Origin of the sequence: Propioniciclava sp. MC1683 (assembly GCF_014164675.1) — a bacterium.
Classification (GTDB): Bacteria; Actinomycetota; Actinomycetes; order Propionibacteriales; family Propionibacteriaceae; genus Propioniciclava.
In genome coordinates this window covers 1-22,679 of the sequence record NZ_JACJFX010000033.1, presented here as the reverse complement: position 1 = coordinate 22,679, position 22,679 = coordinate 1, and the positions used below count along the sequence as shown (strand labels likewise).

22 protein-coding genes and 1 tRNA gene are annotated in these 22,679 nt (G+C 73.0%); 7 read left to right on the top strand and 16 right to left on the bottom strand.

What is annotated here, in order from left to right; all coding sequences use genetic code 11:
• Positions 1–29: 29 nt before the first annotated feature.
• Together prfB and H5397_RS14580 are read right to left on the bottom strand one after the other, a co-directional pair.
• Positions 30–1,148: a peptide chain release factor 2 gene (gene prfB, locus H5397_RS14585; RefSeq protein WP_182818303.1), complete on the bottom strand. Its 1,119-nt coding sequence runs from the start codon at positions 1,146–1,148 to the stop codon at positions 30–32.
• A gap of 25 nt (positions 1,149–1,173) precedes the next feature.
• Positions 1,174–1,247 (bottom strand) — tRNA-Val (locus tag H5397_RS14580).
• Between the two features lie 130 nt (positions 1,248–1,377).
• On the opposite strand from H5397_RS14580, the gene H5397_RS14575 reads away from it, so the two are divergent.
• The gene (locus H5397_RS14575) at positions 1,378–1,896 is read left to right on the top strand and encodes a SigE family RNA polymerase sigma factor (protein ID WP_220492306.1); all 519 of its coding nucleotides are present in this window, start codon (positions 1,378–1,380) and stop codon (positions 1,894–1,896) included.
• A complete protein-coding gene (locus H5397_RS14570) occupies positions 1,893–3,035 on the top strand; it encodes a hypothetical protein (protein ID WP_182818302.1) in 1,143 nt (380 codons plus the stop codon). Before H5397_RS14575 ends, H5397_RS14570 begins: the two co-directional genes overlap by 4 nt.
• Positions 3,036–3,039: 4 nt before the next feature.
• Here the strand turns inward: H5397_RS14570 and H5397_RS14565 are convergent, their stop codons facing one another.
• From H5397_RS14565 to H5397_RS14555, 3 genes are all read right to left on the bottom strand, one after another.
• A complete protein-coding gene (locus tag H5397_RS14565) occupies positions 3,040–3,417 on the bottom strand; it encodes a DUF3052 domain-containing protein (RefSeq protein ID WP_182818300.1) in 378 nt (125 codons plus the stop codon).
• Between the two features lie 167 nt (positions 3,418–3,584).
• Positions 3,585–6,347: a pyruvate dehydrogenase (acetyl-transferring), homodimeric type gene (aceE, locus tag H5397_RS14560; protein WP_182818299.1), complete on the bottom strand. Its 2,763-nt coding sequence runs from the start codon at positions 6,345–6,347 to the stop codon at positions 3,585–3,587.
• Positions 6,348–6,440: 93 nt separating this feature from the next.
• Entirely contained in the window at positions 6,441–7,481 is a 1,041-nt protein-coding gene (locus tag H5397_RS14555; RefSeq protein WP_182818297.1) for a PHP domain-containing protein, read from the bottom strand.
• A 55-nt stretch (positions 7,482–7,536) separates the two neighbouring features.
• On the opposite strand from H5397_RS14555, the gene H5397_RS14550 reads away from it, so the two are divergent.
• The 5 genes from H5397_RS14550 to fabF all read left to right on the top strand — a co-directional run bounded on the left by H5397_RS14550 (position 7,537) and on the right by fabF (position 12,396).
• Positions 7,537–8,718, top strand: coding sequence for a CdaR family transcriptional regulator (locus H5397_RS14550; RefSeq protein WP_182818296.1), 1,182 nt, complete (start codon positions 7,537–7,539; stop codon positions 8,716–8,718).
• Positions 8,719–8,788: 70 nt separating this feature from the next.
• Entirely contained in the window at positions 8,789–9,760 is a 972-nt protein-coding gene (locus H5397_RS14545; RefSeq protein ID WP_255438954.1) for an ACP S-malonyltransferase, read from the top strand.
• Position 9,761: 1 nt separating this feature from the next.
• The gene (locus H5397_RS14540; RefSeq protein WP_182818295.1) at positions 9,762–10,754 is read left to right on the top strand and encodes a beta-ketoacyl-ACP synthase III; all 993 of its coding nucleotides are present in this window, start codon (positions 9,762–9,764) and stop codon (positions 10,752–10,754) included.
• Between the two features lie 66 nt (positions 10,755–10,820).
• Complete coding sequence (locus H5397_RS14535; RefSeq protein WP_182818293.1) at positions 10,821–11,063, top strand: acyl carrier protein; 243 nt, start codon at positions 10,821–10,823, stop codon at positions 11,061–11,063.
• Between the two features lie 76 nt (positions 11,064–11,139).
• On the top strand, positions 11,140–12,396 hold the full coding sequence (gene fabF, locus H5397_RS14530; RefSeq protein ID WP_182818292.1) for a beta-ketoacyl-ACP synthase II: 1,257 nt from the start codon (positions 11,140–11,142) through the stop codon (positions 12,394–12,396).
• Positions 12,397–12,426: 30 nt separating this feature from the next.
• Here the strand turns inward: fabF and H5397_RS14525 are convergent, their stop codons facing one another.
• From H5397_RS14525 to H5397_RS14475, 11 genes are all read right to left on the bottom strand, one after another.
• Positions 12,427–13,251 (bottom strand): PfkB family carbohydrate kinase, encoded by an 825-nt coding sequence (locus H5397_RS14525; RefSeq protein WP_182818291.1) that lies wholly within the window; start codon positions 13,249–13,251, stop codon positions 12,427–12,429.
• 86 nt (positions 13,252–13,337) lie between these two features.
• The gene (locus tag H5397_RS14520; protein WP_182818290.1) at positions 13,338–13,832 is read right to left on the bottom strand and encodes a DUF3145 domain-containing protein; all 495 of its coding nucleotides are present in this window, start codon (positions 13,830–13,832) and stop codon (positions 13,338–13,340) included.
• A gap of 129 nt (positions 13,833–13,961) precedes the next feature.
• A complete protein-coding gene (gene recN, locus H5397_RS14515) occupies positions 13,962–15,647 on the bottom strand; it encodes a DNA repair protein RecN (RefSeq protein ID WP_182818288.1) in 1,686 nt (561 codons plus the stop codon).
• Positions 15,637–16,587 carry an NAD kinase gene (locus tag H5397_RS14510; RefSeq protein WP_309224381.1) on the bottom strand — a complete coding sequence of 317 codons (951 nt, stop codon included), beginning with the start codon at positions 16,585–16,587 and terminating at the stop codon, positions 15,637–15,639. The genes recN and H5397_RS14510 overlap by 11 nt, the downstream gene beginning before the upstream one ends.
• Positions 16,588–16,597: 10 nt before the next feature.
• A complete protein-coding gene (locus H5397_RS14505) occupies positions 16,598–17,341 on the bottom strand; it encodes a TlyA family RNA methyltransferase (RefSeq protein WP_182818287.1) in 744 nt (247 codons plus the stop codon).
• Positions 17,338–17,550: a hypothetical protein gene (locus H5397_RS14500; protein ID WP_182818286.1), complete on the bottom strand. Its 213-nt coding sequence runs from the start codon at positions 17,548–17,550 to the stop codon at positions 17,338–17,340. The genes H5397_RS14505 and H5397_RS14500 overlap by 4 nt, the downstream gene beginning before the upstream one ends.
• Positions 17,551–17,559: 9 nt before the next feature.
• Positions 17,560–18,183: an energy-coupling factor transporter transmembrane protein EcfT gene (locus H5397_RS14495; RefSeq protein WP_182818284.1), complete on the bottom strand. Its 624-nt coding sequence runs from the start codon at positions 18,181–18,183 to the stop codon at positions 17,560–17,562.
• Positions 18,180–18,884, bottom strand: a complete 705-nt coding sequence (locus tag H5397_RS14490) for an energy-coupling factor ABC transporter ATP-binding protein (RefSeq protein ID WP_182818283.1) — start codon at positions 18,882–18,884, stop codon at positions 18,180–18,182. Before H5397_RS14490 ends, H5397_RS14495 begins: the two co-directional genes overlap by 4 nt.
• Complete coding sequence (locus tag H5397_RS14485) at positions 18,881–19,507, bottom strand: biotin transporter BioY (RefSeq protein ID WP_220492305.1); 627 nt, start codon at positions 19,505–19,507, stop codon at positions 18,881–18,883. The genes H5397_RS14490 and H5397_RS14485 overlap by 4 nt, the downstream gene beginning before the upstream one ends.
• 32 nt (positions 19,508–19,539) lie before the next feature.
• Entirely contained in the window at positions 19,540–20,532 is a 993-nt protein-coding gene (locus H5397_RS14480) for an HAD-IIA family hydrolase (RefSeq protein ID WP_182818282.1), read from the bottom strand.
• Positions 20,529–22,493 carry a tetratricopeptide repeat protein gene (locus H5397_RS14475; RefSeq protein ID WP_182818280.1) on the bottom strand — a complete coding sequence of 655 codons (1,965 nt, stop codon included), beginning with the start codon at positions 22,491–22,493 and terminating at the stop codon, positions 20,529–20,531. The genes H5397_RS14480 and H5397_RS14475 overlap by 4 nt, the downstream gene beginning before the upstream one ends.
• Positions 22,494–22,679: the final 186 nt, after the last annotated feature.

The following is a 22,679-nucleotide window of genomic DNA, read 5'->3' as shown; positions in this document are numbered from 1 at the left end:
GACGCCGCGGGTGCGGCACCACGCCGCCCCTACCCGGCCTCACCCAGCTCCACCTGCTTGCGCCAGCGGATGCCGGCGTCGATGAAGCCGTCGATGTCGCCGTCGAACACGGCGTCGGGGTTGCCGACCTCGTGGTTGGTCCGCAGGTCCTTGACCATCTGGTAGGGGTTGAGCACGTAGCTGCGCATCTGGTCGCCCCACGAGGCCTTCACGTCACCCGCGAGCTCCTTCTTCTTGGCGTCCTCCTCCTGCTTCTTCAGCAGCAGCAGGCGCGACTGGAGCACGCGCAGCGCGGCCGCGCGGTTCTGGATCTGGCTCTTCTCGTCCTGCATCGACACGACCAGGCCCGTGGGCAGGTGGGTGATGCGGACGGCGGAGTCGGTGGTGTTGACCGACTGGCCGCCGGGCCCCGACGAGCGGAACACGTCGACGCGGATGTCGGACTCGGGGACCTCGATGTGGTCGGTCGCCTCGATGAGCGGAATGACCTCGACGGCGGCGAAGGACGTCTGGCGCCGTCCCTGGTTGTCGAAGGGGCTGATCCGGACGAGGCGGTGGGTGCCGCCCTCGACCGAGAGCGTGCCGTAGGCGAAGGGGGCGCTGACCTCGAAGGTGACCGACTTCAGGCCGGCCTCCTCGGCGTAGCTGGTGTCCATCACCTTGGTGGCGTGGCCGTGGCGCTCGGCCCAGCGCAGGTACATGCGCAGCAGCATCTCGGCGAAGTCGGCCGCGTCGACGCCGCCGGCGCCCGAACGGATGGTGACCACGGCGTCCCGCTCGTCGTACTCGCCCGACAGCAGGGTGCGGATCTCGAGGGCGGCGATCTCGGCCTTCAACCCCGTGAGCTCGCGCTCGGCCTCCGCACGCGAGGCCTCGTCGCCCTCCTCGGCGGCGAGCTCGAAGAGCACCGGCAGGTCGTCGAGGCGTCCGCGGAGCTTCTCGAGCCGCTCCACCTCGGACTGGAGGCGGGACAGGCGCGAGGTGACGCGCTGGGCGTTCTCCTGGTCGTCCCACAGGTCCGGTGCCGCGACCTCCTCCTGGATGGTCGCGATCTCGGCGCGCTTGGCATCGGGGTCGAGGACCGCTTCGATGCTGGAGAGGGCGCGGTCGAGGTCCGCGAGCTCGGTGCTGGTGTCTTGGGCTGCCACGAGGGTCGAGTCTACGCCATGGCGGTGGGCGCAGAGGGACTCGAACCCCCGACCCCCTCCTTGTAAGGGAGGTGCTCTAACCAACTGAGCCATGCGCCCGCACGCCGCCACGCACCCGCGGCGACGACGCCCCATTCTGGCAGACGACGGCAGGCAACCTTTCCGGTGCCTGCTCCGTGTACGACGATGACCCCGCCACGACGGGCGGGCGACACACCCAGGAGGAGCTGTGCTGCAGGGTTGGGGCAAGGCCACCCGCGATGCGGAGTTCACGGCCTTCGTCGAGGAGTCGACCCCCCGGCTGGTCCGGCTGGGTGTCGGCCTCACCGGGTCCGGCGACGCGGCCCGCGAGCTGGTCCAGGCCAGCCTGGTCAAGACGTACGTCGCCTGGCCGCGCATCCGCCACGGTGAGGCCTACGCGTACACGCGCCGCATCATGGCCAACGAGAGGGTGGACGCCTGGCGCTCCACCCGCAAGGAGGTATCGACGGGCGACGCCCCGGACCGGCCCTCCTCCCCCGCCTCGCGCACCGAGGACCACGACCAGCTCGTCCGCCTGCTGGCCACGCTGCCGCAGCGTCAACGCGCGGTGGTCGTCCTGCGCTACTACGACGACCTCTCGGAGGCCCAGGTGGCCGACCTGCTCGGGATCTCGGTCGGTGCCGTCAAGAGCGCCGCCTCCCGCGGGCTGGCCAGCCTCCGCGCCACCCACTCCTCCCACGACACCACGGAAGCAGGTGCCCGATGAACACCACCCAGGACGAGTTCCGCCTCGACCTCGCCGACGCGCTGGACGCCTCGGCCCACGACCTCGCCCCCCTCGACACGGACGCCCTCGTCGCGGCCGGCACCCGCCGCGTCCAGCAGCGCCGCCTGGCCACCGTGGCCGGTGTCGGAGCGCTCGCCGTCGTCGTCGGGCTGGGTGCCTCGTGGCTGCCCTCGCTCACCGGGACGCCGTCGCCGGCGGCCCCCACCCCGATCGCCACCGCCCACTCGGCCGCAACGGCGCGGGTCGAACTGCCCCTGAACGGCGGCACCGTGGAGAGCAACCCGAACATCACCTTCGAGGTGAGCATCCTGCCCGGTCAGGAACCGGATCTCGTCTACTCGTCGGTCGCCGAGGATGGCACGGTGACACGCATGGGCGGCTCCAGCACCGACGGGCTCGTCGGCCAGAGTACGCTGGGCACGAGCGGTGACGACATCGTGCTCGGCATCGTGCCCAGCGACGCGGTCGCCGCCACGTTGATGGACCCCACCTTCTCCATCGGCGGGTTCACCTCCGCGGGCCCGGTCGACCTGCCCGGGACGCCGTGGGCGGCGGTGGGCTTCCGCCTCGACTCCCCCGCCGGTTCGATCGCCGGCGTGGAGACCCTGTGGTGGCGCGCCGACGGCACCCCCGTCACGAACGCGGGGTCGGGGTCGAGTGCCCGGATCGCGCAGGGCGAGGTGGTCCTCGAGGGTCGCGACGGCGCGAAGCTCACGGTCCCCGCGGGCAACCTCGACGTCTGGCTGCTCCCCCAGAGCAGGCAGGTCGGCATCCGGGGCCCGGCGGGCACCTCGTCCACCCCCCTGTCCGGTGACCGCGTGCAGGTGCTCAGCGCGACCAACGACCTCCTCGACGAAACCCGGACGCCCTCGGTGGCCCTCAGCCGCATCACCTCGGCCTACCTCGTCAGCGGCACCGCGGCGGACGTAACGCCCGCGTGGGCCGACGGCCTGGAGGCCGAGGAGGTCACGGTGATGCCGTGGCCCGCAGCCGACCGGACCGTCGTCTTCATCACCGCGAACGCGGAGGGAGCCCGCGCAGGTCAGCCGATCTCGGATGCCCTGACCGGCCTCTCATGGACGGACGCCGACGGCGTCCGGCAGGAGTGGAAGCCGTGAACCGCTAGCGGCGACCGGCCTTGGGGCGCACGATCTTCTGCGCCTGCCACTCACGCGACACCGACGCCGGGTTGGCCAACACCAGCCCGGCTGTCGCGGTGCCTTCGGCGATGTCGGCCGGGTCGACGTAGCCGTCGCGGCCGATCTTGGGGGTCAGCAACCAGATGTGCCCCGTCGTGGAGAGGTCGCGCAGGGCGTCGACGAGGGCGTCCCCCACGTCACCGTCCTCCTCGCGCCACCACAGCAGCACCGCGTCGACGGCCTCGAGGGCGTCGTCGACCAGGTCGGCATCGATGGCGTCCATGATCTCGTCGCGCAGCGACTCGTCGACGTCGGAGTCCCACCCGAGTTCCTGGACCACCTGGCCCTGCTCGAAACCCATGGTCACGACCCCCGACAAACCACCCTGCTTACCGGGCACCGGCGTGCTGCCCAACGTAGGACACCCCCTCGTTAACGTTTTCGCTTGCCCCTAGCGTGCCAGAGTACGCGCGAGCGCGCGAGGCACACCGACAACCATCGGTGCGCCTCGCGCGCTCATGGTTCGACTCAGGCGTCGCCGCCGCTGTTGCCGGAGGTCCCGGCGTTCACGTCCAGCAGCTGGTACTTCTCGGCCGCCTGGCCCGGCCACGCCGGGTCGACCTCGCCGCGGGCGGCGAGCATCTGCAGGGCCTTGACCACCATCGACGGGCCGTCGATGTGGAAGTACCGCCGCGCGGCCGCGCGGGTGTCGGAGAAGCCGAAGCCGTCCGCACCGAGCGAGGCGTAGTCCCCGGGCACCCACTGGGCGATCTGGTCCTGCACCTGCTTCATGTAGTCCGAGGTCGCGATGACCGGGCCCACGGTGTCCTTCAGCTTCTGCACGATCCACGACTCGCCCGCGTCCTCGTTCGGGTGCAGGAAGCGCTTGTCGTCGACGGCCATCGCGTCGCGGCGCAGCTCGGTCCACGAGGTGACCGACCACACGTCGGCGACGACGCCCCAGTCGTCGTGCAGGAGCTTCTGGGCCTCCAGCGCCCACGGCACGCCCACGCCCGAGGCCAGCAGCTGGACCTGGCGGGCGTCGGGGTTGACGCCCTCCCAGCTGCCCTTGGCCAGCAGGTACATGCCCTTCTTGATGCCCTCGACGTCCACACCCTCGGGCTCGGCCGGCTGCACGATCGGCTCGTTGTACACCGTGAGGTAGTAGATGATGTCCTCGGGGTTCTCCCCGTACATCCGCTCGAGGCCGTCCTGCATGATGTGGGCGATCTCGTAGCCGTACGCCGGGTCGTAGTGCACGACCGCCGGGTTGGTGGCGGCCAGCAGCGGGCTGTGCCCGTCCATGTGCTGGGTGCCCTCACCGGTCAGCGTGGTGCGGCCGGCGGTGGCGCCGATCATGAAGCCGCGGGTGAGCTGGTCGGCGGCGGCCCAGATCGCGTCACCGGTCCGCTGGAAGCCGAACATCGAGTAGAAGATGTAGATCGGCACCATGTGGACGCCGTGGGTGGCGTAGCTGCTGCCCACCGCGGTGAAGGACGCCAGCGAGCCGGCCTCGTTGATGCCGGTGTGGATGATCTGGCCCTCGCGGGACTCGCGGTAGGACAGCATCAGGTCGTGGTCCACCGGCGTGTAGTTCTGGCCGTGCGGGTTGTAGATCTTGATGGTCGGGAACAGCGAGTCCATGCCGAACGTGCGCGCCTCGTCGGGGATGATCGGCACCACGTGGGCGCCGAACTCCTTGTCGCGCAGCAGGTCCTTGAGCAGGCGGACCCACGCCATGGTGGTGGCGACCTCCTGCTTGCCCGAGCCCTTCTTCACCGAGTCGTAGGCCTTGGCGTCCGGCAACTTGATGGGCTTGGGGTTGTTGCGGCGCTGCGGCACCGGGCCACCGAGTGCACGCCGGCGCTCGAGGGCGTAGGCGATGCGGTCATCGGAGGCGTCGGGGCGCACGTACGGCGGCTGGTAGGGGTCCTCCTCCAGCTGCGCGTCGGTGATCGGCATGTCGAGCCGGTCACGGAACTGCTTGAGGTCGTCCAGGGCCAGCTTCTTCATCTGGTGCGTGGCGTTGCGGCCCGCGAAGTGCTGCCCGAGGAAGTAGCCCTTGATGGTGTGGGCCAGGATGACCGTCGGCGCGCCGGTGAACTTCGTGGCGGCGTCGTAGGCGGAGTACACCTTCTGGTAGTCGTGGCCACCGCGGGTGAGGTTCCAGATCCGCTCCGGCGTCCAGCCGTCGACCATCTTCGCGGTGCGCGGGTCGCGCCCGAAGAAGTGGTCGCGCACGTAGGCGCCGTCGTTGGCCTTGAAGGTCTGGTAGTCGCCGTCGGAGGTGGCGTTCATGACGTTGACCAGGGCGCCGTCCTTGTCGGCGGCGAGCAGCGGGTCCCAGCCACGGCCCCAGACGACCTTGATGACGTTCCAGCCGGCGCCGCGGAAGAAGCTCTCCAGCTCCTGCATGATCTTGCCGTTGCCGCGGACCGGGCCGTCGAGGCGCTGCAGGTTGCAGTTGACGACGAACGTCAGGTTGTCGAGCTCCTCGAAGGCCGCCCACTGCAGGGCGCCACGGCTCTCGACCTCGTCCATCTCGCCGTCACCGAGGAACGCCCACACGCGCTGCTGCGAGGTGTCCTTGATGCCGCGGTTGTGCAGGTACTTGTTGAACTGCGCCTGCCAGATCGCGTTGATCGGGCCCAGGCCCATCGACACGGTCGGGAACTCCCAGAAGTCGGACATCTGGCGCGGGTGCGGGTAGCTGGGCAGGGCCCGTATCTTCCCGTCCACGATGTGGCTCTTCTCCTGGCGGAAGCCGTCAAGGTCGGCCTCGTCGAGGCGTCCCTCGAGGAACGCACGCGCGTAAGGGCCGGGGCTGGCGTGGCCCTGGAAGAAGACCTGGTCGCCGCCGCCGGGGTGGTCCTTGCCGCGGAAGAAGTGGTTGAAGCCCACCTCGTAGAGGGTCGCCGAGGAGGCGAACGTCGAGATGTGACCGCCGACGCCGACGCCGGGGCGCTGGGCGCGGTGCACCATGACCGCAGCGTTCCAGCGCAGCAGGCGGCGGAACTGGCGCTCCAGGTCCTGGTCGCCGGGGTACCACGGCTCGGACTCGGCCGGGATCGTGTTGACGTAGTCGGTCGCGGTCAGCGACGGGACGCCCAAGTGGCGCTCACGCGAGCGCTCCAGCAGCTTGAGCATGATGTAGCGCGCCCGGTTGCGGCCCTGCTCGTCGATCATCCCGTCCAGGGACTCCAGCCATTCGGCGGTCTCCTCGGAGTCGATGTCCGGCAGGTTGGTCGGCAGCCCGTTCAGAATGGGGCCCGCGTTGTCGCGAGATGTCACGGAGGTGTCCTTTCTCAGACCGTCAAGGGCAGGCCGGGGCACGTCGCGGCCCCGCCATGGACTCGAAGGCGATCCTAGCCGCCCGCGAGCAGGCTACGCCCCCCGGGTTGCTGACGGGTTCCCACCGGCCGCCCACGCGACGACGCGGTCGGCGTCCCAACACGTCACGATGCGGTCGGGGGTGAGGCCGACGGACGCCGCGCGCGCGGCCCCGTACTCGCTGAAGCCGAGCTGCCCCGGGGCGTGCGCGTCGGTGTCGATGGCGAACAGGCATCCCATGTCCGCCGCGAGAGCGAGGAGGTCGTCGGGCGGGTCCTGCCGCTCGGGTCGGGAGTTGATCTCGACGGCGACGCCGAACTGGCGGCAGGCCTCGAACACGACCTCGGCGTCGAACGTGCTCTGCGGCCGGACGCCCCGGTCGCCGGCCACGAGGCGTCCGGTGCAGTGCCCCAGCACGTTGGTGCGGGGGTTGGCGATGGCGGTGACCATGCGCACGGTCATGGCGTCGGCGTCCATGCGCAGCTTCGAGTGCACGCTGGCGACCACCACGTCGAGCGGGTCGAGGGCCGCCGCCTCCCCGTCGAGGGAGCCGTCGTCGAGGATGTCGACCTCGGCCCCGGCCAGCACGCGGAAGCCCCCGAGCGCCTCGTTGAGCGCCGCGATGTGCTCGCGTTGGCGGTGCCGCCGCTCGGTGTCGAGCCCGTTCGCGACGCGCAGCCGCGGGCTGTGGTCGGTGATGGCGAGCCAGTCCCGGCCCAGGCGGCGGGCCTCCAGGGCCATCTCCTCCAGCGGGCTCGAGCCGTCGGACCACTCCGTGTGGGTGTGCAGGTCGCCCCGGATGTGCGCCAGGAGCGGGTTGGGGCCGTCCACGAGCGGGCCGTCGGCGGCCTGCAGCTCGGCGAGGTAGGCCGGCACCCGGCCGGCGTGGGACTCGGCGACCACCTTCGTCGTCGTGGCCCCGATGCCGGGCAGGTTCCCCCACGCGCGGCGGCGGTCGACGTCGGCCCGCTCGGCCGGGTCGAGCGCGGCGAGCGTCGCGGCCGCGCGCCGGAACGCCTGGGCGCGCCGGGTCTGCCCGCCGTGGCGGTCCAGCAGCCGGGCGATCTCGCGCAGGTCGACGACCGGGTCTCGCATGCGGCGACCCTAGCGGCATCCGCCGTCGCGATAGGGTCGCCTCGAGGAGGTGGCGATGCCCGACGAGACGCCCGACTGGATGCCGGCACCCCGCCCCCGCGCGGCGATGGCCAAGCGCCTGCGGGCAGCCTCCTCGGCGATGACGACCGCGGCGCTGGCCGAGATCACGCGCCGCTACCCGTGGTTCTCCGACCTGGACGCCGACAACCGCGCCTCGGTCACGCTCGTGGTGCGCGCCGGCGTGGACGGCTTCGTCGACTGGTTCGCCTCGGGCGCGACGGGCCTGGAGCAGCGCAACATCTTCGCCGCCGCCCCACGCTCGCTCACCACGCGCCTGGCCCTGCAGCAGACCGTCGACCTGATCCGCACCACGGTCGAGACCGTGGAGCAGCAGATCAACACGGCGCTCCCCCGCTCCGACCGGCAGGTCCTCACGCTGGCCGTGCTGCAGTACTCGCGCGAGATCGCGTTCGACGCCGCCGAGGTGTACGCCCGCGCCGCTGAGACCCGCGGCGCCTGGGACGCCCGCCTGGAGGCCCTCGTCATGGACGCCGTCGTGCGCGGCGACGCCGACGAGTCGGTCGTCTCCCGGGCCTCGACGCTCGGCTGGCACTCCCCGGCCGGCCTCTGCGTCGTCATCGGCGACCTGCCCGCCGGCGACCCCTCCCTGCGCGACCTGCGGTACGCCGCCGGCAAGGCCGGGCTCGACATCCTCGCCTCGGCCCAGGGCCCGCGCCTGGTCGTCCTGCTCGGCGGCGACTTCGACCACGAGGACGAGGCCCTCGAGCACGTCGCCGACCTCGTCGACGCGTTCGGTGAAGGCCCCGTCGTGGTCGGCCCCGTGGTCACCGACCTCGTCGAGGCCGTGGTCAGCGCCCGCGCCGCCACCTCGGGCCGCCGCGCCGCCGCGGCCTGGGTGGACGCCCCGCGTCCCATCTCCGCCCGCGCGCTCCTGCCCGAGCGCGCCCTCGCCGGCGACGGGCACGCCCGCCGCGAACTGGCCCACGACATCTTCGGGCCGCTGGCGGCCCACTCCGGCGACCTGATCACCACCCTGGAGGCCTACTGGGCCTGCGGGACGTCCATCGAGGCGACCGCCCGGCGTTTGTTCATCCACGCCAACACGGTCCGCTACCGCCTGGGCCGGATCGAGGACCTGACCGGCTACTCCCCCTCCGACCCGCGCGGCTCGTACGTGCTCAGGCTGGCGGGCACCCTGGGCCGCCTGCTCGACTGACGAATCCCGGACGCCCCGCGCCGGGGTTTGTGGGAACCCCACAAAGGGGCCCCCGAAACACTGTGTGGCAATGCGCGACATCCGACAAGGACCCCGCGCCAAGATGGAACACGTGCTTGCGATCGTCGCGCCCGGACAGGGCGCCCAGACCCCCGGATTCCTCGCCCCCTGGCTCGAGGACGCCCACTTCGCGTCCCGCCTGCAGGAGCTGAGCGACGTCGTCGGGCTCGACCTCGTCCACTACGGCACCGAGGCCGACGCCGAGACCATCAAGGACACTGCGATCGCCCAGCCGCTCCTCGTCGCCGCCGGCCTGCTGGCCGGTGAGGCCCTCACCCGCAGCGTCCCCTTCGCCGGCGTCGACGTGCTCGCCGGTCACAGCGTGGGCGAGGTCACCGCGGCCGCCGCCGCGGGCGTCCTGGCCGGGATCGACGCGATCGTCTTCGTGCGGGAGCGGGCCAACGGCATGGCCGAGGCGTCCGCCCTGCGCCCCACCACCATGGCCGCCGTGGTGCGCGGCGAGCCCGACGCCGTGCTGGCCGCCATCGAGGCCGTCGGCGCGACCGCAGCGAACAACAACGGTGCCGGCCAGATCGTGGCCGCGGGCACCGTCGAGCAGATCGAGGCCCTCAAGGCCAACCCGCCCGAGAAGGCCCGCGTGATCGGCCTAGCGGTCGCCGGGGCGTTCCACACCGAGCACATGGAGCCGGGTCGCGTCCGGGTCGAGGCCACGGCGTCCGGGATGACCGCCCACGACCCGAGCACCACCCTGCTCTCCAACGCCGACGGGCAGGCCGTCGACTCGGGTGCCGACTACGTCGCGCGCCTCGTCTCGCAGGTCACCTCGCCCGTGCGCTGGGACCTGTGCATGGCCACGATGGCCGAGCTCGGCGTGACCGGCATCCTCGAGCTGCCGCCGGCCGGCACCCTGACCGGCATCGCCAAGCGCAACATGCCCGGGGTCGAGCTGTTCAACCTCAACACCCCCGACCAGATCGACGAGGCGCGGGAGTTCATCGCCCGCCACAACGGAAAGGCGTGACATGGCGCTGAAGGCCAGCCAGGGAGCCGCGTACTCCCGCGTGGAGGGGATCGGTTCGGCCATCCCGTCCCGCGTCGTGGACAACCACGAGATGACGACCTACATCGAGACCTCCGACGAGTGGATCCAGCAGCGCACCGGCATCGTCGAGCGCCGCTGGGTCGGCGAGGGCGAGACCGTCGAGTCGCTGACCCTCGAGGCCGCCCGCAAGGCCATGGAGCACGCCGGCGTCGAGGCCACCGACATCGACGCCGTGATCGTGTCGACCGTCAGCCACCTCGTGCAGACGCCCTCGCTGGCCGCCATCGTGGCCGCGAAGCTGGGCACCGACGGCGCCGCCGCGTTCGACATCTCCGCCGCGTGCGCCGGTTTCTCCTACGGCCTGGCCCAGGCCGACTCGCTGGTCCGCTCCGGCGCGGCCCGCCGCGTGGTCGTGGTCGGCGCGGAGACGCTCAGCCAGATCACCGACCTGCACGACCGGGCGACGGCGTTCCTGTTCGCCGACGGCGCGGGCGCCGCGGTCGTCGGCCCCTCCGACGTGCCCGCCATGGGCCCGGTGGTGTGGGGCTCCGACGGCGACCAGGCCGACGTGATCGAGATGAACCGCGACTGGAACGAGGCCGTGGCCACCGGCCAGACCTCCCAGATCACGATGCAGGGCCAGGCGGTGTTCCGCTGGGCGACCAGCTTCATCGCCGATGCGGCGCGACGCACGCTCGAGGCGTCCGGGCTCACCCCCGACGAGCTCGACCTGTTCGTCCCGCACCAGGCCAACAACCGCATCACCGACTCGATGCTGCGCCACCTCAAGCTGCCCGAGACCGTCACGGTCGCCCGCACGATCAGGAACTTCGGCAACAACTCCGCCGCGTCCATCCCGATCGCGCTCGACGCGATGATCGCCTCCGGCGAGGCCAAGTCCGGCGACACCTGCCTGATCATCGGGTTCGGTGCCGGCCTGGTCTACGCCGGCCAGGTCATCACGATCCCCTGACCACCCACCCCCACGATTTTCCGGCCGGCCCGGCCGGGTGACAACCCAACCAGAAGGAGAAGGAACATGGCCACCACCGAAGAGATCCGCGCCCAGCTCGCCGAGCTCGTCAACGAGGTCGCCGGCGTGCCCGTCGAGGACGTGCAGCTCGACAAGTCGTTCGTCGACGACCTGGACGTCGACAGCCTCGCGATGGTCGAGATCATCGTCGGCTGCGAGGAGAAGTTCGGTGTGACGATCCCCGACGAGGAGAGCAAGAACCTCAAGACCGTCGGCGACGCCGTCGCCTACATCGAGCAGCACGCCTGATCGCCCGGACGCCCGGGCCCCGGCCCGGGCGTCCACCCACCCCCACCCCGTTCGTCCCACCACCGTTAGGAACCCGATGAAGGACATCGTCATCACAGGCATGGGCGCCACCACCCCGTTGGGCGGCGACCTGGCCAGCACGTGGCAGGCCATGCTGGCGGGAGAGTCCGGCATCGTGCGCATCCCCGAGGAGTGGGCCGACGAGATCGCCGTCAAGATCGCCGGCTACGTCAAGGTCGACCCCAGCGAGAAGATCGACCGGGTCAAGGCCCGCCGCCTGGACCGCAACACCCAGCTCGCCCTGATCGCCGCCGAGGAGGCCTGGCTCGACGCCGGCCTGGCCCTCGGCGAGGACAACCCCGTCGACCCCGAGCGCCTGGCCGTCTGCCTGGGCACCGGCATCGGCGGCCTGCACACGCTCCTGGGCAACTGGGACGTGTACAAGGAGAAGGGGGCGCGCCGCGTCACGCCCTTCACCATCCCCATGCTGATGGCCAACGCCTCGGCCGCCAACGTCGGCCTGATGGTCAACGCCGCCGCCGCGGTGCACGCGCCGGTGTCGGCGTGCGCGTCCTCGAACGAGGCGCTCGCGCTGGCGGTCGACCAGATCCGCCTGGGCCGCGCCGACATCATCGTCGCCGGCGGCACCGAGGCCACGATCCACCCGCTGCCGATCGCGGCGTTCGCCCAGATGCAGGCGCTGAGCAGGCGCAACGACGACCCGACCGCGGCGTCCCGGCCGTGGGACAAGGGGCGCGACGGCTTCGTGCTGTCGGAGGGCTCCGCCGTCCTGGTGCTGGAGTCGCTCGAGCACGCGCAGGCGCGCGGCGCGAAGATCTACGGCACCATCGCGGGCGCGGGCGTCTCCGACGACAACCACGACATCGTCCAGCCCGAGCCCAACGGCAACGGCCAGTCGGCGGCGATGCTGAAGGCCCTGCGCGAGAGCGGGCTGTCGGCCTCCGACATCGTGCACGTGAACGCGCACGGCACCTCGACCCCGCAGGGCGACATGACCGAGGCCGGATCGATCCGGCGCGCGCTCGGTGCGGCCGCCGACCGGGTCGTCGTGACCTCCACCAAGTCGATGACCGGGCACCTGCTGGGTGCCGCCGGCGCGCTCGAGACGGTCGCCACGGTGCTCGCGCTCAAGGAGCGCCTGGTCCCGCCGACGATCAACCTGGTCGACCCCGAGGACGGCCTCGGCATCGACGTGGCCGCCAACGAGCCGCGCCCGCTGCCCGAGGGCGACCTCGCCGCGCTGAACAACTCGTTCGGCTTCGGCGGCCACAACGTCGCCGTCGCGCTGACGAACGCGAACATCAACCGCTGACCCGGACGCCCACGGCCCGGCCCGCCCTGCCTACAGGCGCGGGTCGGGCTGTGCGCCGTGGTGGCGGACGTTGTCGGCCGCCGCGGACAGCGCCGCGAACGCCGCGGCGTGCCGGTTCGTGCCCTTGACCAGTTCGGCGGCCAGCGTGCCGATGAGGGCGTCGGTCGCGCCCACAGTGTCGACCACGTCGCCGGCCGGGACCACCGGGCCGGGGATGTGTTCGCCGTCCCAGTCCAGCCCGTCCTTGCCGCGCAGCACCACCAGCGACCGCGGCCGGACGCCCAGCGCCTCGAAGGCCGCCAGGTCGGGCGCCGGGATCACCAGCGGGTCGGCGACCTCGATGACGTCGGCCGGGAGCGCCGCGAACGGGGCGAGGTTCAGCACCACCCGGGCGCCGTACTTCGTGGCGTAGCGGACCGCGTCGACCACCGTGTCCGCCGGGGTCTCGAGCTGGGTGAGCAGGATGTCGTCGGGGCCCAGCCCGTGGATGGGCCGCAGCGGGCTCGGGCCGATCTTGGCGTTGGCCCCGGGCAGCACGACGATGGCGTTCGTGCGGCCGTCGGAGAACACGATCGCGTGACCCGTCGGGACGCGCGGGATCCGCTCGACGCGCAGCTTGATGCCCTTGGCGAACAGACGGTTCAGCGAGGCCCGCCCGGCGTCGTCGTCGCCGACCGCGCCCACCATCTCGACCTCGACCCCCCGGGCCCGGGCGGCCACCGCCTGGTTGGCCCCCTTGCCACCCGCGTACCGCTGCAGCGACTCCCCGACGACCTTCTCACCGGGGTTCGGGTAGGAATCGATCTTGGTCTCCAGGTCGACGTTGATCGAACCCAGGACGATGACGCGGCCCATGGCCCTGCCTCCTTCGGCTTGGCTGATGTTCCATCTCACCACCAAACCGGGTCGTCAGGGGCCCCTTTGGGCCGATGTGTCGCCGATCAGCCGACGGCGGTGATCCAGCGCACGGGCTCGCCGTCGGCGGCGTGCCGGAACACGTCGAGCTCGGCGTCCCACGGCGCGCCGAGGAGGTCGTCGAGGGCCTCCCGCAGCGAGCGCTCGTCGCGCGCGCCGAGCATGGCGTGCCGGATCCGGTCCTCGGGCACGACGATGTCGCCGTGCAGGCCCATCGTGGCGTGGAAGACGCCGAGGGTCGGGGTGTAGGAGTAGCGCTCCCCCTCGGAGGCGTCGGTGGCGTGCTCGGTCACCTCGAACCGGATCCGCGGCCAGCGCTTGAGGGCGCTCGCCAGACGGGTGGCCGTGCCGACGGGGCCGCTCCACGTGAACTCGGCGCGGTAGCTGGCGCGCTCGGCGGGTTGGGGCTTCCAGTCCAGGGAAACAGGCGCGCCGAAGGCGCCGCCCACCGCCCACTCGACGTGTGGGCACATCGGCGACGGCGCGGAGAGGATCTGCAGGACCCCGCGGGTCGTTGTCATGGCGGTACCCCTTTCCGGCTGAAGTGCTGCCTTCCCCTGCATCACCTCGACCGGGCGCGGAATCACGCCGTTGTGGTTCATTGTGCACCCCGCGTCAAGCCGGGGCCACCCGGCGACGGGGCGCGGAGCTCAGCCCCGGGACGCCTCGGCCAGCAGCTCGGCCGCGTGGGCGCGGGCGGCGTCGGTGCCCTCGAGCCCGGCCATCATCCGGGCCAGCTCGTCAACGCGGTCGGCGGCGGCGACCTCGCGGACGCCGGAGGTGGTCACCTGCCCGTCGTCGGCCTTGTGCACCACGAAGTGCCGGTCGGCGAAGGCGGCGACCTGGGCCAGGTGGGTGACCACGACGACCTGCGCGTGCTCGGCCAGGCGGGCCAGCCTGCGGCCGATCTCGAGCGCGACCGCGCCGCCCACCCCGGCGTCCACCTCGTCGAAGACGAAGGTGTGCCCCTCGGCGCCCTGGGCGAGCACGACCTCGAGGGCCAGGCGCACGCGCGACAGCTCGCCGCCGGAGGCCACCTTGGCCAGCGGCGCGGGCGCCGACCCCGGGTTGGCCGAGAACACCAGCACCACCTGGTCGGCACCGTGGGGCCCGGGCTCGGGCAGCGGCGTGACCTCGAACGCGAGCCGGGCACGGGGCATGGCGAGCGCGGCGAGCTCGGCCTCGACCAGCCCGGCCAGCTCGGACGCCGCGGCCGTGCGGGCCGCGGTGATCCGCCCCGCGAGCCTGGCCAGCTCCTCGCCCACGGTGGCCAGCAGCCCGTCGAGCTCGGCGATGCGGTCGTCTGACCCGGAAAGCCGGCCGGCCTCGGCCGCGGCCCGCTCGCCCCAGGCGAGGACCTCGTCGATGCTGTCGCCGTACTTGCGGGTGAGGCCCTGCAGGTCGGCCAGGCGGGCGGCGATCCACTCCAGCCGGGCGGGGTCGGCGTCGAGGCCGGTGGCGTAGGAGGCGAGGTCGCCGGCGGCGTCGGAGAGCAGGAAGGCCGCCTCGTCCACCCGGCGGCCCAGGTCGGCGGCGGCGGGGTCGTCGGCCGCGATGGACGCCAGCGCCTTGCGCGCCGCGCCGACCAGGCCCAGCGCGGTCGGGGCGTCGGAGAACGCCTCGTCGTCGCCAGCCAGCGCGACGATGGCCTCGCGCGCGCCGAGGCGCAGGTCGTCCACCGCCTGCAGGCGGCGCTGCTCGGCCACCAGCGCGGTGTCCTCCCCCGGCGTGGGGTCGACCTTCTCGATCTCGCCGAGCCCGAACTCCAGCAGCGCGAGCTCGCGGGCGCGGGCCTGCGACTGGGCGACGAGCTCGGCCCGCTCGGCGACCCACGCGCGCTGCTGGGCCCAGCGGGCGCGGTAGTCGGTCAGCAGCGTGGCCAACTCCGGTCCGCCGAAGGCGTCCAGCACCTCGCGCTGCCGCTCGGTCGATCCGAGCCGGATCTGCTCGCTCTGCCCGTGGATCGTGATGCGCTCCCCAACGGCCTCGACCAGGCCGGGCAGGGTCACCTGCGCCCCGCCCACCAGCGCGCGCGAGCGCGACGGGGTGAGGACCCGGGTGAGCAGCACCTCGCCGTCCTCCACCTGCCCGCCGACCTCGTCGACGTGGTCGGCGAGCGCGGCGTCGGCGGCGAGCCGGCCCTCGACCAGCGCCCGGGAGGCCCCGTGCCGGATCAGCCGGCTCTCGGCCTTGCCGCCCGAGAGCAGCCCGAGCCCGGAGACCACCATCGTCTTGCCCGCGCCGGTCTCGCCGGTGACGGCGGTGAACCCGGGGCCGAGCTCGAGGGTCGCGTCGTCGATGACGCCCAGGCCGCTGATGCGGAGCTCAGCCAGCATCCCCGGCCTCGGCTGCCTTGCGGGCGGCGGCGTCGCGCTCGGCCTGCCCGCGCCACCCGTGGACGGGCAGGTCGAACTTGCGCACGAGGCGCTGCACGAACGGTTGCTCGGAGGTGCGGGCCAGCCGCAGCTTCAGCAGGCTGCGCCGCACGGTGACCTCGCTGGACGGCTTCACCGACGTGCTGCGCCGGCCGTCGCACCAGAGCACACCGCCCACCGGTGGGTTCTCGAGCATGCGGATCACGACCGTCGAGCTGGGGCTGAGCACCAACGGCCGCGCGAACAGGGCGTGGGCCAGGAGCGGCACGACGAGCAGCGCATCGAGGTCGGGCCACAGCACGGGCCCCTGGGCCGAGAACGCGTAGGCGGTCGACCCCGTGGGCGTCGACACGAGCACGCCGTCGGTGCCCCAGCGCGACAGGGGGTGGCCGTCGATGTCGACCAGCACCTCGATCATGCGCTCGCGGGCAGCCTTCTCGAGCGAGACCTCGTTGATCGCGTAGCTCGACCAGGTCACCTCGCCGCCGGGGGTCTCGCGCAGCTCGACCTCGAGGCAGAGCCGCTCCTCCACCCGGTAGTCGCGGTGGACCACCCGGTCGACCAGGTCGTGCGCCTCGGAGGTCTCGAGCTCGGCCAGGAAGCCGACGTGGCCCAGGTTCACGCCCAGCACGGGGTAGCCCAGCGGCACGGCCCACTCGGCGGCGCGCAGGATGGTGCCGTCGCCGCCGAAGACCACGACCAGCTCGACCTCGGCGCCGGGCCGGGTGTCGAACCGGCGCACGTCGGCGCTCGGGACCCGCTCGGCGATGACGTCGTGGGCGGTGTCCCGCACCCAGCAGACGAACCCGTGCCCGGCGAGCCGTTCGATGAAGTCACTCGCCGCGTCGACGGCCTCCTCCCGCTGGTGGTGGATGCCCAGGGCGATGTGTCGCTGCGTCACGCCCGCCAGCCTAACGGGCCGGGCCGACAGCGCCGGGCTCCGCGACGAGCTTGAGGAACACCTCGCGGTTGCCCGACTCCCCCGGCAGCGGGCTCAGGCCGCGCCAGACCTCGCGCCAGCCCGCCTCGGCGGCGGCCCGGGCGACCAGGTCGGCCGCCTCCGGGACGCGGACGGGGTCGGCGACGACGCCCCGGGAGTCGAGCGCCGCGCGGCCGAGCTCGAACTGCGGCTTCACCATGAGCAGGGCGACGGCGCCGTCGCGGGCGACCGACCGCAGCGGCGCGACGAGCAGCGTCAACGAGATGAAGGAGACGTCGGCCACGACGAGGTCGACGGGCGCGGCGACGTGGGCGGGGGTCAGGTCGCGCAGGTTGAGCCCCTCGTGGCTCGTCACCCGGGGGTCGGACGCCACGGGCTCGGCCAGCTGCCCGTGCCCGACGTCGACCGCGGTCACGTGCTCGGCACCCCGGGCCAGGAGTACCTGGGTGAAGCCGCCCGTGGACGCCCCGGCGTCCAGGGCGCGGCACCCGGCGACCTCGGTGCCGGAGGCATCCAGCGCGCCGAGGAGCTTGTGCGCGGCCCGCGAGACCCACGGGTCGGTCTCGGCGGCGAGCGTGTCGTCGGGGCCCACGGGGAGGGAGGCCTTGGCCGCGGGGCGTCCGTTGACGGTCACGCGACCGCCGTCGATGAGGTCGCGGGCCTGCCCGCGGGACCGGGCCAGCCCCTGCGCGACGAGGGCGGCGTCCAGCCTCACCGGCGCGGCAGCGGGGGCTGCGGGGTGGGGTTGAGGGCCTGCTGGACCACGTCGAGCACCGTGGCGATCTCGTCGTGGTGGGTGTGCACGTCCTCGCCGAGCGACAGCTCGGCCAGCGCGGCGTCGATGGCCGGGTGGCCGGTGACCGGCAGGGCGGCGTCCGTCGACGCCTCGGTGGGCTGGGGGGCCTCGGGCTCGGTGGTGCTCACCGGGCCATCCTACGAGTCGTCCTCGTCGCCGAGGCCGCGGGCCATGAGCGCGTCGCCGGTCGTGCGCGCGTAGGCAACGGCCTGGATGACCACCGGCGTCACCGAGGCCAGCGGGTTGCGGTCGAGGCCGCGGGCGCGTGCGGCATCCCTGACCTCGCCGAAGGACGCGATCACGTACGGGATCGAGCGGACCAGCACCGCGACGGCCAGCCCGAACCGCTCGGGGCTCGCGCCGAAGCGGGCGAGGGGGCGCGTGGCGGTGACCAACGCGTCGATGAGCACGGGCATCGGGGTGGTGATCAGCACGATCCGGCCGGCGTAGAGGGCGGTCAGCGTGGTGCCGACGACCTTCACCGCCATGGTCGGGTCGCCGAAGAGCAGGTGGTAGCCGGCCACGAAGGCGAACAGGACCACGAGGCCGAGCGGCATCCCCCAGGCCAGCCGCAGCGGGGCCCTGGTGGTGGCGACCAACGCCAGGGTGAGCACGAGGGCGCCGACCACGACGGGCCAGGACCCGAAGACCGCGGGCACGGTCAGGGCGAGGAAGACGAGGTACTTCCAGCCGACACCCATCCGGTGCCAGACCGTGGTGCCGGGGACGTGGATGCCCAGCAGGGCGCGGGCGGCGTTCACGCCATCATCGCCTCGTAGTGGGCGATCGCCTCGCCCGGGGCGCCGTCGGCGACGATGCGGCCGCCGTCGACGACCAGGACGCGGTCGGCGTCGGCGGCGAGGTCGAGGTCGTGCGTGGCGAGCACGACCTGCTGGTCGAGCTCCGTGAGCACCCGCCGCAGCACGAGGCGGTTGCGCAGGTCGAGCAGGGTCGTCGGCTCGTCCGCGACGAGGATCGCCGGGTCGACGGCCAGCACGGCGGTCAGGGCCGCGAGCTGCCGCTCCCCGCCCGACAGGTCGTAGATCGACTGCTCGGCCACGTGGTCGAGGCCGCGGGCGGCCAGGAGGGCGCGGGCGGCGTCCCGGCGATGCGAGCGGTCGCGGATCGTGCGGCGCAGGCTGAGCTCGACGTCCTCGAGCGGGGTCGGCATGACGAGCTGGCTGAGCGGGTCGGTGAAGACGAAGCCCACCCTGCGGCGCACGCCCTTGCCGTCGGACGCCGGGTCGAGCCCGTCGACCAGCACCCGTCCCGACGAGGCCACGACCAGACCGTTGAGGAGCCGCAGGAGCGTGGACTTGCCAGAGCCGTTCGCGCCGACGAAGGCGACGCGCCGCTCGGGCAGGTCGAGGGTGATGTCCTCCAGCAGGGTGCGGGTGCCCCAGCCCTGCCCCGGTGCACCGGGCACGGGGACGCGGACCGAGACGCCCTGCAGCTGGATCATCGGGCGGGGACGGGCTCCTGCGCCTGCGCGCGCTCGACCGCCGGGTGGACCAGCAGGCCCGGGAACGCGCGGTGCACGGCCACGGCGACGGCGGACGCCGCGATGTTCTTGATGACGTCGCCGGGCCAGTAGACGATGTCGGCCAGGAACGCCTGGTCGACCGGGATGCCGGCGTTGATCGCGATGCCGGCGATGCCCATCGGGTGCACGAAGGCGAACGAGCCGGCCAGGCCGGCCAGGAACAGCAGCGCCCAGCGCACGCCGGTGCTCTTCTGGTTGCGGGAGACGATCGCGCGGGCCAGGAAGCCGATGAGGAGCGCCGCGAGGGGGAAGGCCAGCAGGTAGCCCGCCGAGGGCTTGGCCAGCACGCCGATGCCGGACGCCCCGCCGGCGAACACCGGTAGCCCGGCGAGGCCGACGATGACGTACAGCGCGGTGGCGGCGAAGCCGCGCCACGGGCCGAGGATCATCGCGGTGAGCGCGACGGCCAGCGTCTGCAGGGTGATCGGGACCCCGACCGCCCCCACGGGGATCGCGGGCGCGAGCGTCGCGGCCGAGATGACCCCGGCGAAGACGGCGACCAGCGCGAGGTCGGTGACGGTGGACTGGCGTCGCTGAGCCATGTTCATCTCCTCTTGAACGGTGTTCAAGAAGTCTAGGGCAGCAGGTCGAGCCGCGCGAACACGGCCTCGCCCGTGGACACGGAGCCGTCCCAGAACAGCTGGGCGACTGCCCAGGCGGCGTCGAGTTGGGCCTCGCGCTTGGTGACGTCACCCTCCAGCAGGGCGTTGCCCGCCTCGGCGCGCACCGTGACCGCCCCGCAGGTCGCGACCCCGTCGGCGATCGCGGCGGCACGGCGGGGTTCGAACAGGGACTCGACGTTCCAGCCGATGGCGGTCGGGCGTCCGTCGACCGGGGCCAGGCACAGGTCCCGGACGCCGTGCGCCCCGGTGAACACCAGGAACGAGTCGATGCCCACCGCGTGCGCGCCCATGATGTCGGTGTCGATGCGGTCACCCACGAAGACCGGACGCCCCGCTCCCGAGCGCCGCAGCGCCTCGTCCATGAGCGGGCGGAACGGCTTGCCGACCACCTCGGGATCGTGGTCGACCGTGTTGCGCACCGCCTGGATCGCCGCGCCGGCGCCGGGGACGAGGCCGTGCTCGGTCGGACGGGTGGAATCGGTGTTGGTCGCGAACCACCGGGCGCCGCGCTGGATGGCGATCGCCGCCTGGTCGAGGCGCGGCCACGTCATCGCCGGGTCGTAGCCCTGGATGACCGCCACGGGCTCCTCCGCGAAGGTCGTGACGACCTCCATGCCGGCGAGGCGCACCTGCTCGACGAGGTTGTCGGTGCCGGCGACCAGGACCTTGCTGCCGGCGGGAAGCTCCTGGCGCAGGAGACCGCTGGCGGCCTGCGCGCTGGAGACCACCTCCTGCTCCTGCGCCCCGAAGCCGAGCTCGGCCAAGTGGTGGGCCACCACGGCGGTGCTACGCGCGGCGTTGTTGGTCACGTAGACCGTCGCGACACCGGCCTCGTGCAGGCGCCGGACGCCGTCCACCGCCCCCTCGACCGCCTCGGGCCCGAGGTACAGGACCCCGTCCAGGTCGAAGAAGACCGCGTCGTACCCCTCGATGAAGGCGGTCACGACTCGTCGTCCTCCCCCAGCAGCTCGGCCACCTCGGCCTCGATGTCGTCGTCCTCGACGTCGACGTCGACCTCGGCCTCCGGGGACTCCTCCGCCTCGGCGTCCGCGACGTCGGCCTCCTCGTCCGCGCTGTCGTCGGCCTCCTCGGCCCCCTCGGCCTCATCAGCCTCGACGGCCTCGTCCTCGGGGTGGCCGACCAGCGAATCCTCGTCGACCTCGAGCACGATGCCCTGCAGGGCGGCGACGCGGTCGGCGGCGTCGGTCTCACCGTCGGTGTCGAGGGCGGCCGCCGCGGCGAACCACTTCTCGGCGCCGTCGGCGTCGCCGGTCTGCTCCAGCAGGTCGGCGTACCCGTAGCGCAGGCGGGCACGGGCGCCACGGGAGCCCCGGCCCGCGGACGCCTCGATCTCGTGCTTGAGCAGGCGGAGTGCCTCGGGGGCCTGGCCCAGGTCGATGCGGGCGCCCGCCTCGACGAGCCGGAGCTCCACGCGCTGGCCGAAGTCGGGCTTGGCGTCCAAGCCCTCGCGGATCAGCTTGAGCGCCTTCTCCGGACGCCCCAGCGCACGCTCGCAATCAGCCATGGCGGCCAGGTACTCGGTACCGCCCTGCATGCGGCGCAGCGCGCGGAACTCGTGCAGGGCGACCTGGTACTCCCCCGCCGCGTAGGCGGTCTCCCCGGTGGCCTCGCGCGTGATCGACAGGCGCGCAGCGCGCCGGCGCGCCGCCTCGGCGTGCCGGTAGGCGAGTTGCGGGTCGGAGGAGATCAGTTGGCCGGCCATGATCAGGTGGGCGCCGACGATCTGCGCCAACTCAGGGGTCAGCCCCCGCAACTCGGCCCGGACGGGACGCGGCAGGTCGCGCAGGTCCATGTCCTGGGGCGTGTCGGGCTCGTCCTCCTTGGGGGCCAGGCCCGGACGCGGCACGTAGGGCTCGCGCTCCTCCCCGTCGAAGTCACGGCGGCGGTCCTCGCGCGGGCCGCGGTCCTCCCAGCGCGGGCGGTCGCCACGGTTGTCGTCGCGCCTGGACGCGGGACGGTCGCCATCCCGGCGCGGGCGATCGTCCCTGCGGAAGCCGCCCTCGCGGTTGTCGTCGCGGCGGAAGCCCTGCCGGCGGTCGTCGCGCTGGAATCCCGGCCGATCTCCGTCGCGGCGCGGGCGTCCCTCACCGGAGCGGTCCTCCCAGCGCGGGCGGTCGCCGTCCCGGCGCGGGCGGTCGTCCCGGCGGAAGCCACCCTCACGCGGGCCGCGGTCCTCCCATCGGCGCTCGCCACGGTTGTCGTCACGCTTGAAGCCCGGACGGTCCCCGTCGCGGCGCGGGCGGTCATCACGACGGAACCCGCCCTCACGCGGGCCACGGTCCTCCCATCGGCGCTCGCCACGGTTGTCGTCACGCTTGAAGCCCGGACGGTCCCCATCCCTGCGCGGGCGGTCATCCCTCCGGAACCCACCCTCGCGGTTGTCGTCACGGCGGAAGCCCTGCCGGCGGTCGTCGCGCTGGAATCCCGGCCGATCTCCGTCGCGGCGCGGGCGTCCCTCACCGGAGCGGTCCTCCCAGCGCGGGCGGTCGCCGTCCCGACGCGGGCGGTCATCACGACGGAAGCCACCCTCACGCGGGCCGCGGTCCTCCCATCGGCGCTCGCCACGGTTGTCGTCACGCTTGAAGCCCGGACGGTCCCCATCCCGACGCGGACGATCGTCCCGACGGAAGCCGGCGTCCCGGTTGTCATCCCTGCGGAACCCGCCATCGCGGTTGTCGTCCCGGCGGAAGCCCTGGCGGTCACCCTCACGCCGGAAGCCCGGGCGGTCGCCCCCCTGGCGCGGACCCTGACCACGCCCGCCGTCACGGTTGCCGAAGGATCGGCCGCCGCCGGGGCCGCCGGATCCGCCGCGACGCGGGCCGTTCTGGGGCCGTCCGTCGCCGCCTCGTCCGCGGGGGCGCTGGTCATTGTTGTCTTCGCTCACCGGACAAGTCTGCCGGGGTCGGTGACGCATGGCAAAGCCGTTGCCACAACGTGTGGGGCCACAACGCAAGAAGGGCCCGCACCTGGTGGTGTGGGCCCTTCTTGGGTCACCCCCTTTTGGGGGGTGTGTTCGGCGGTGTCCTACTCTCCCACACCCCCTCGGGTGCAGTACCATCGGCGCTGCAAG

Coding starts and splice junctions, on each gene's coding strand:
- H5397_RS14570 (WP_182818302.1), top strand. CDS start 1,893: ATGAACACCACCCAGGACGAGTTCCGCCTCGACCTCGCCGACGCGCTG.
- H5397_RS14565 (WP_182818300.1), bottom strand. CDS start 3,417: ATGGGTTTCGAGCAGGGCCAGGTGGTCCAGGAACTCGGGTGGGACTCC.
- H5397_RS14555 (WP_182818297.1), bottom strand. CDS start 7,481: ATGCGAGACCCGGTCGTCGACCTGCGCGAGATCGCCCGGCTGCTGGAC.
- H5397_RS14550 (WP_182818296.1), top strand. CDS start 7,537: ATGCCCGACGAGACGCCCGACTGGATGCCGGCACCCCGCCCCCGCGCG.
- H5397_RS14545 (WP_255438954.1), top strand. CDS start 8,789: ATGCGCGACATCCGACAAGGACCCCGCGCCAAGATGGAACACGTGCTT.
- H5397_RS14540 (WP_182818295.1), top strand. CDS start 9,762: ATGGCGCTGAAGGCCAGCCAGGGAGCCGCGTACTCCCGCGTGGAGGGG.
- H5397_RS14535 (WP_182818293.1), top strand. CDS start 10,821: ATGGCCACCACCGAAGAGATCCGCGCCCAGCTCGCCGAGCTCGTCAAC.
- fabF (WP_182818292.1), top strand. CDS start 11,140: ATGAAGGACATCGTCATCACAGGCATGGGCGCCACCACCCCGTTGGGC.
- H5397_RS14525 (WP_182818291.1), bottom strand. CDS start 13,251: ATGGGCCGCGTCATCGTCCTGGGTTCGATCAACGTCGACCTGGAGACC.
- H5397_RS14520 (WP_182818290.1), bottom strand. CDS start 13,832: ATGACAACGACCCGCGGGGTCCTGCAGATCCTCTCCGCGCCGTCGCCG.
- recN (WP_182818288.1), bottom strand. CDS start 15,647: ATGCTGGCTGAGCTCCGCATCAGCGGCCTGGGCGTCATCGACGACGCG.
- H5397_RS14490 (WP_182818283.1), bottom strand. CDS start 18,884: ATGATCCAGCTGCAGGGCGTCTCGGTCCGCGTCCCCGTGCCCGGTGCA.
- H5397_RS14485 (WP_220492305.1), bottom strand. CDS start 19,507: ATGGCTCAGCGACGCCAGTCCACCGTCACCGACCTCGCGCTGGTCGCC.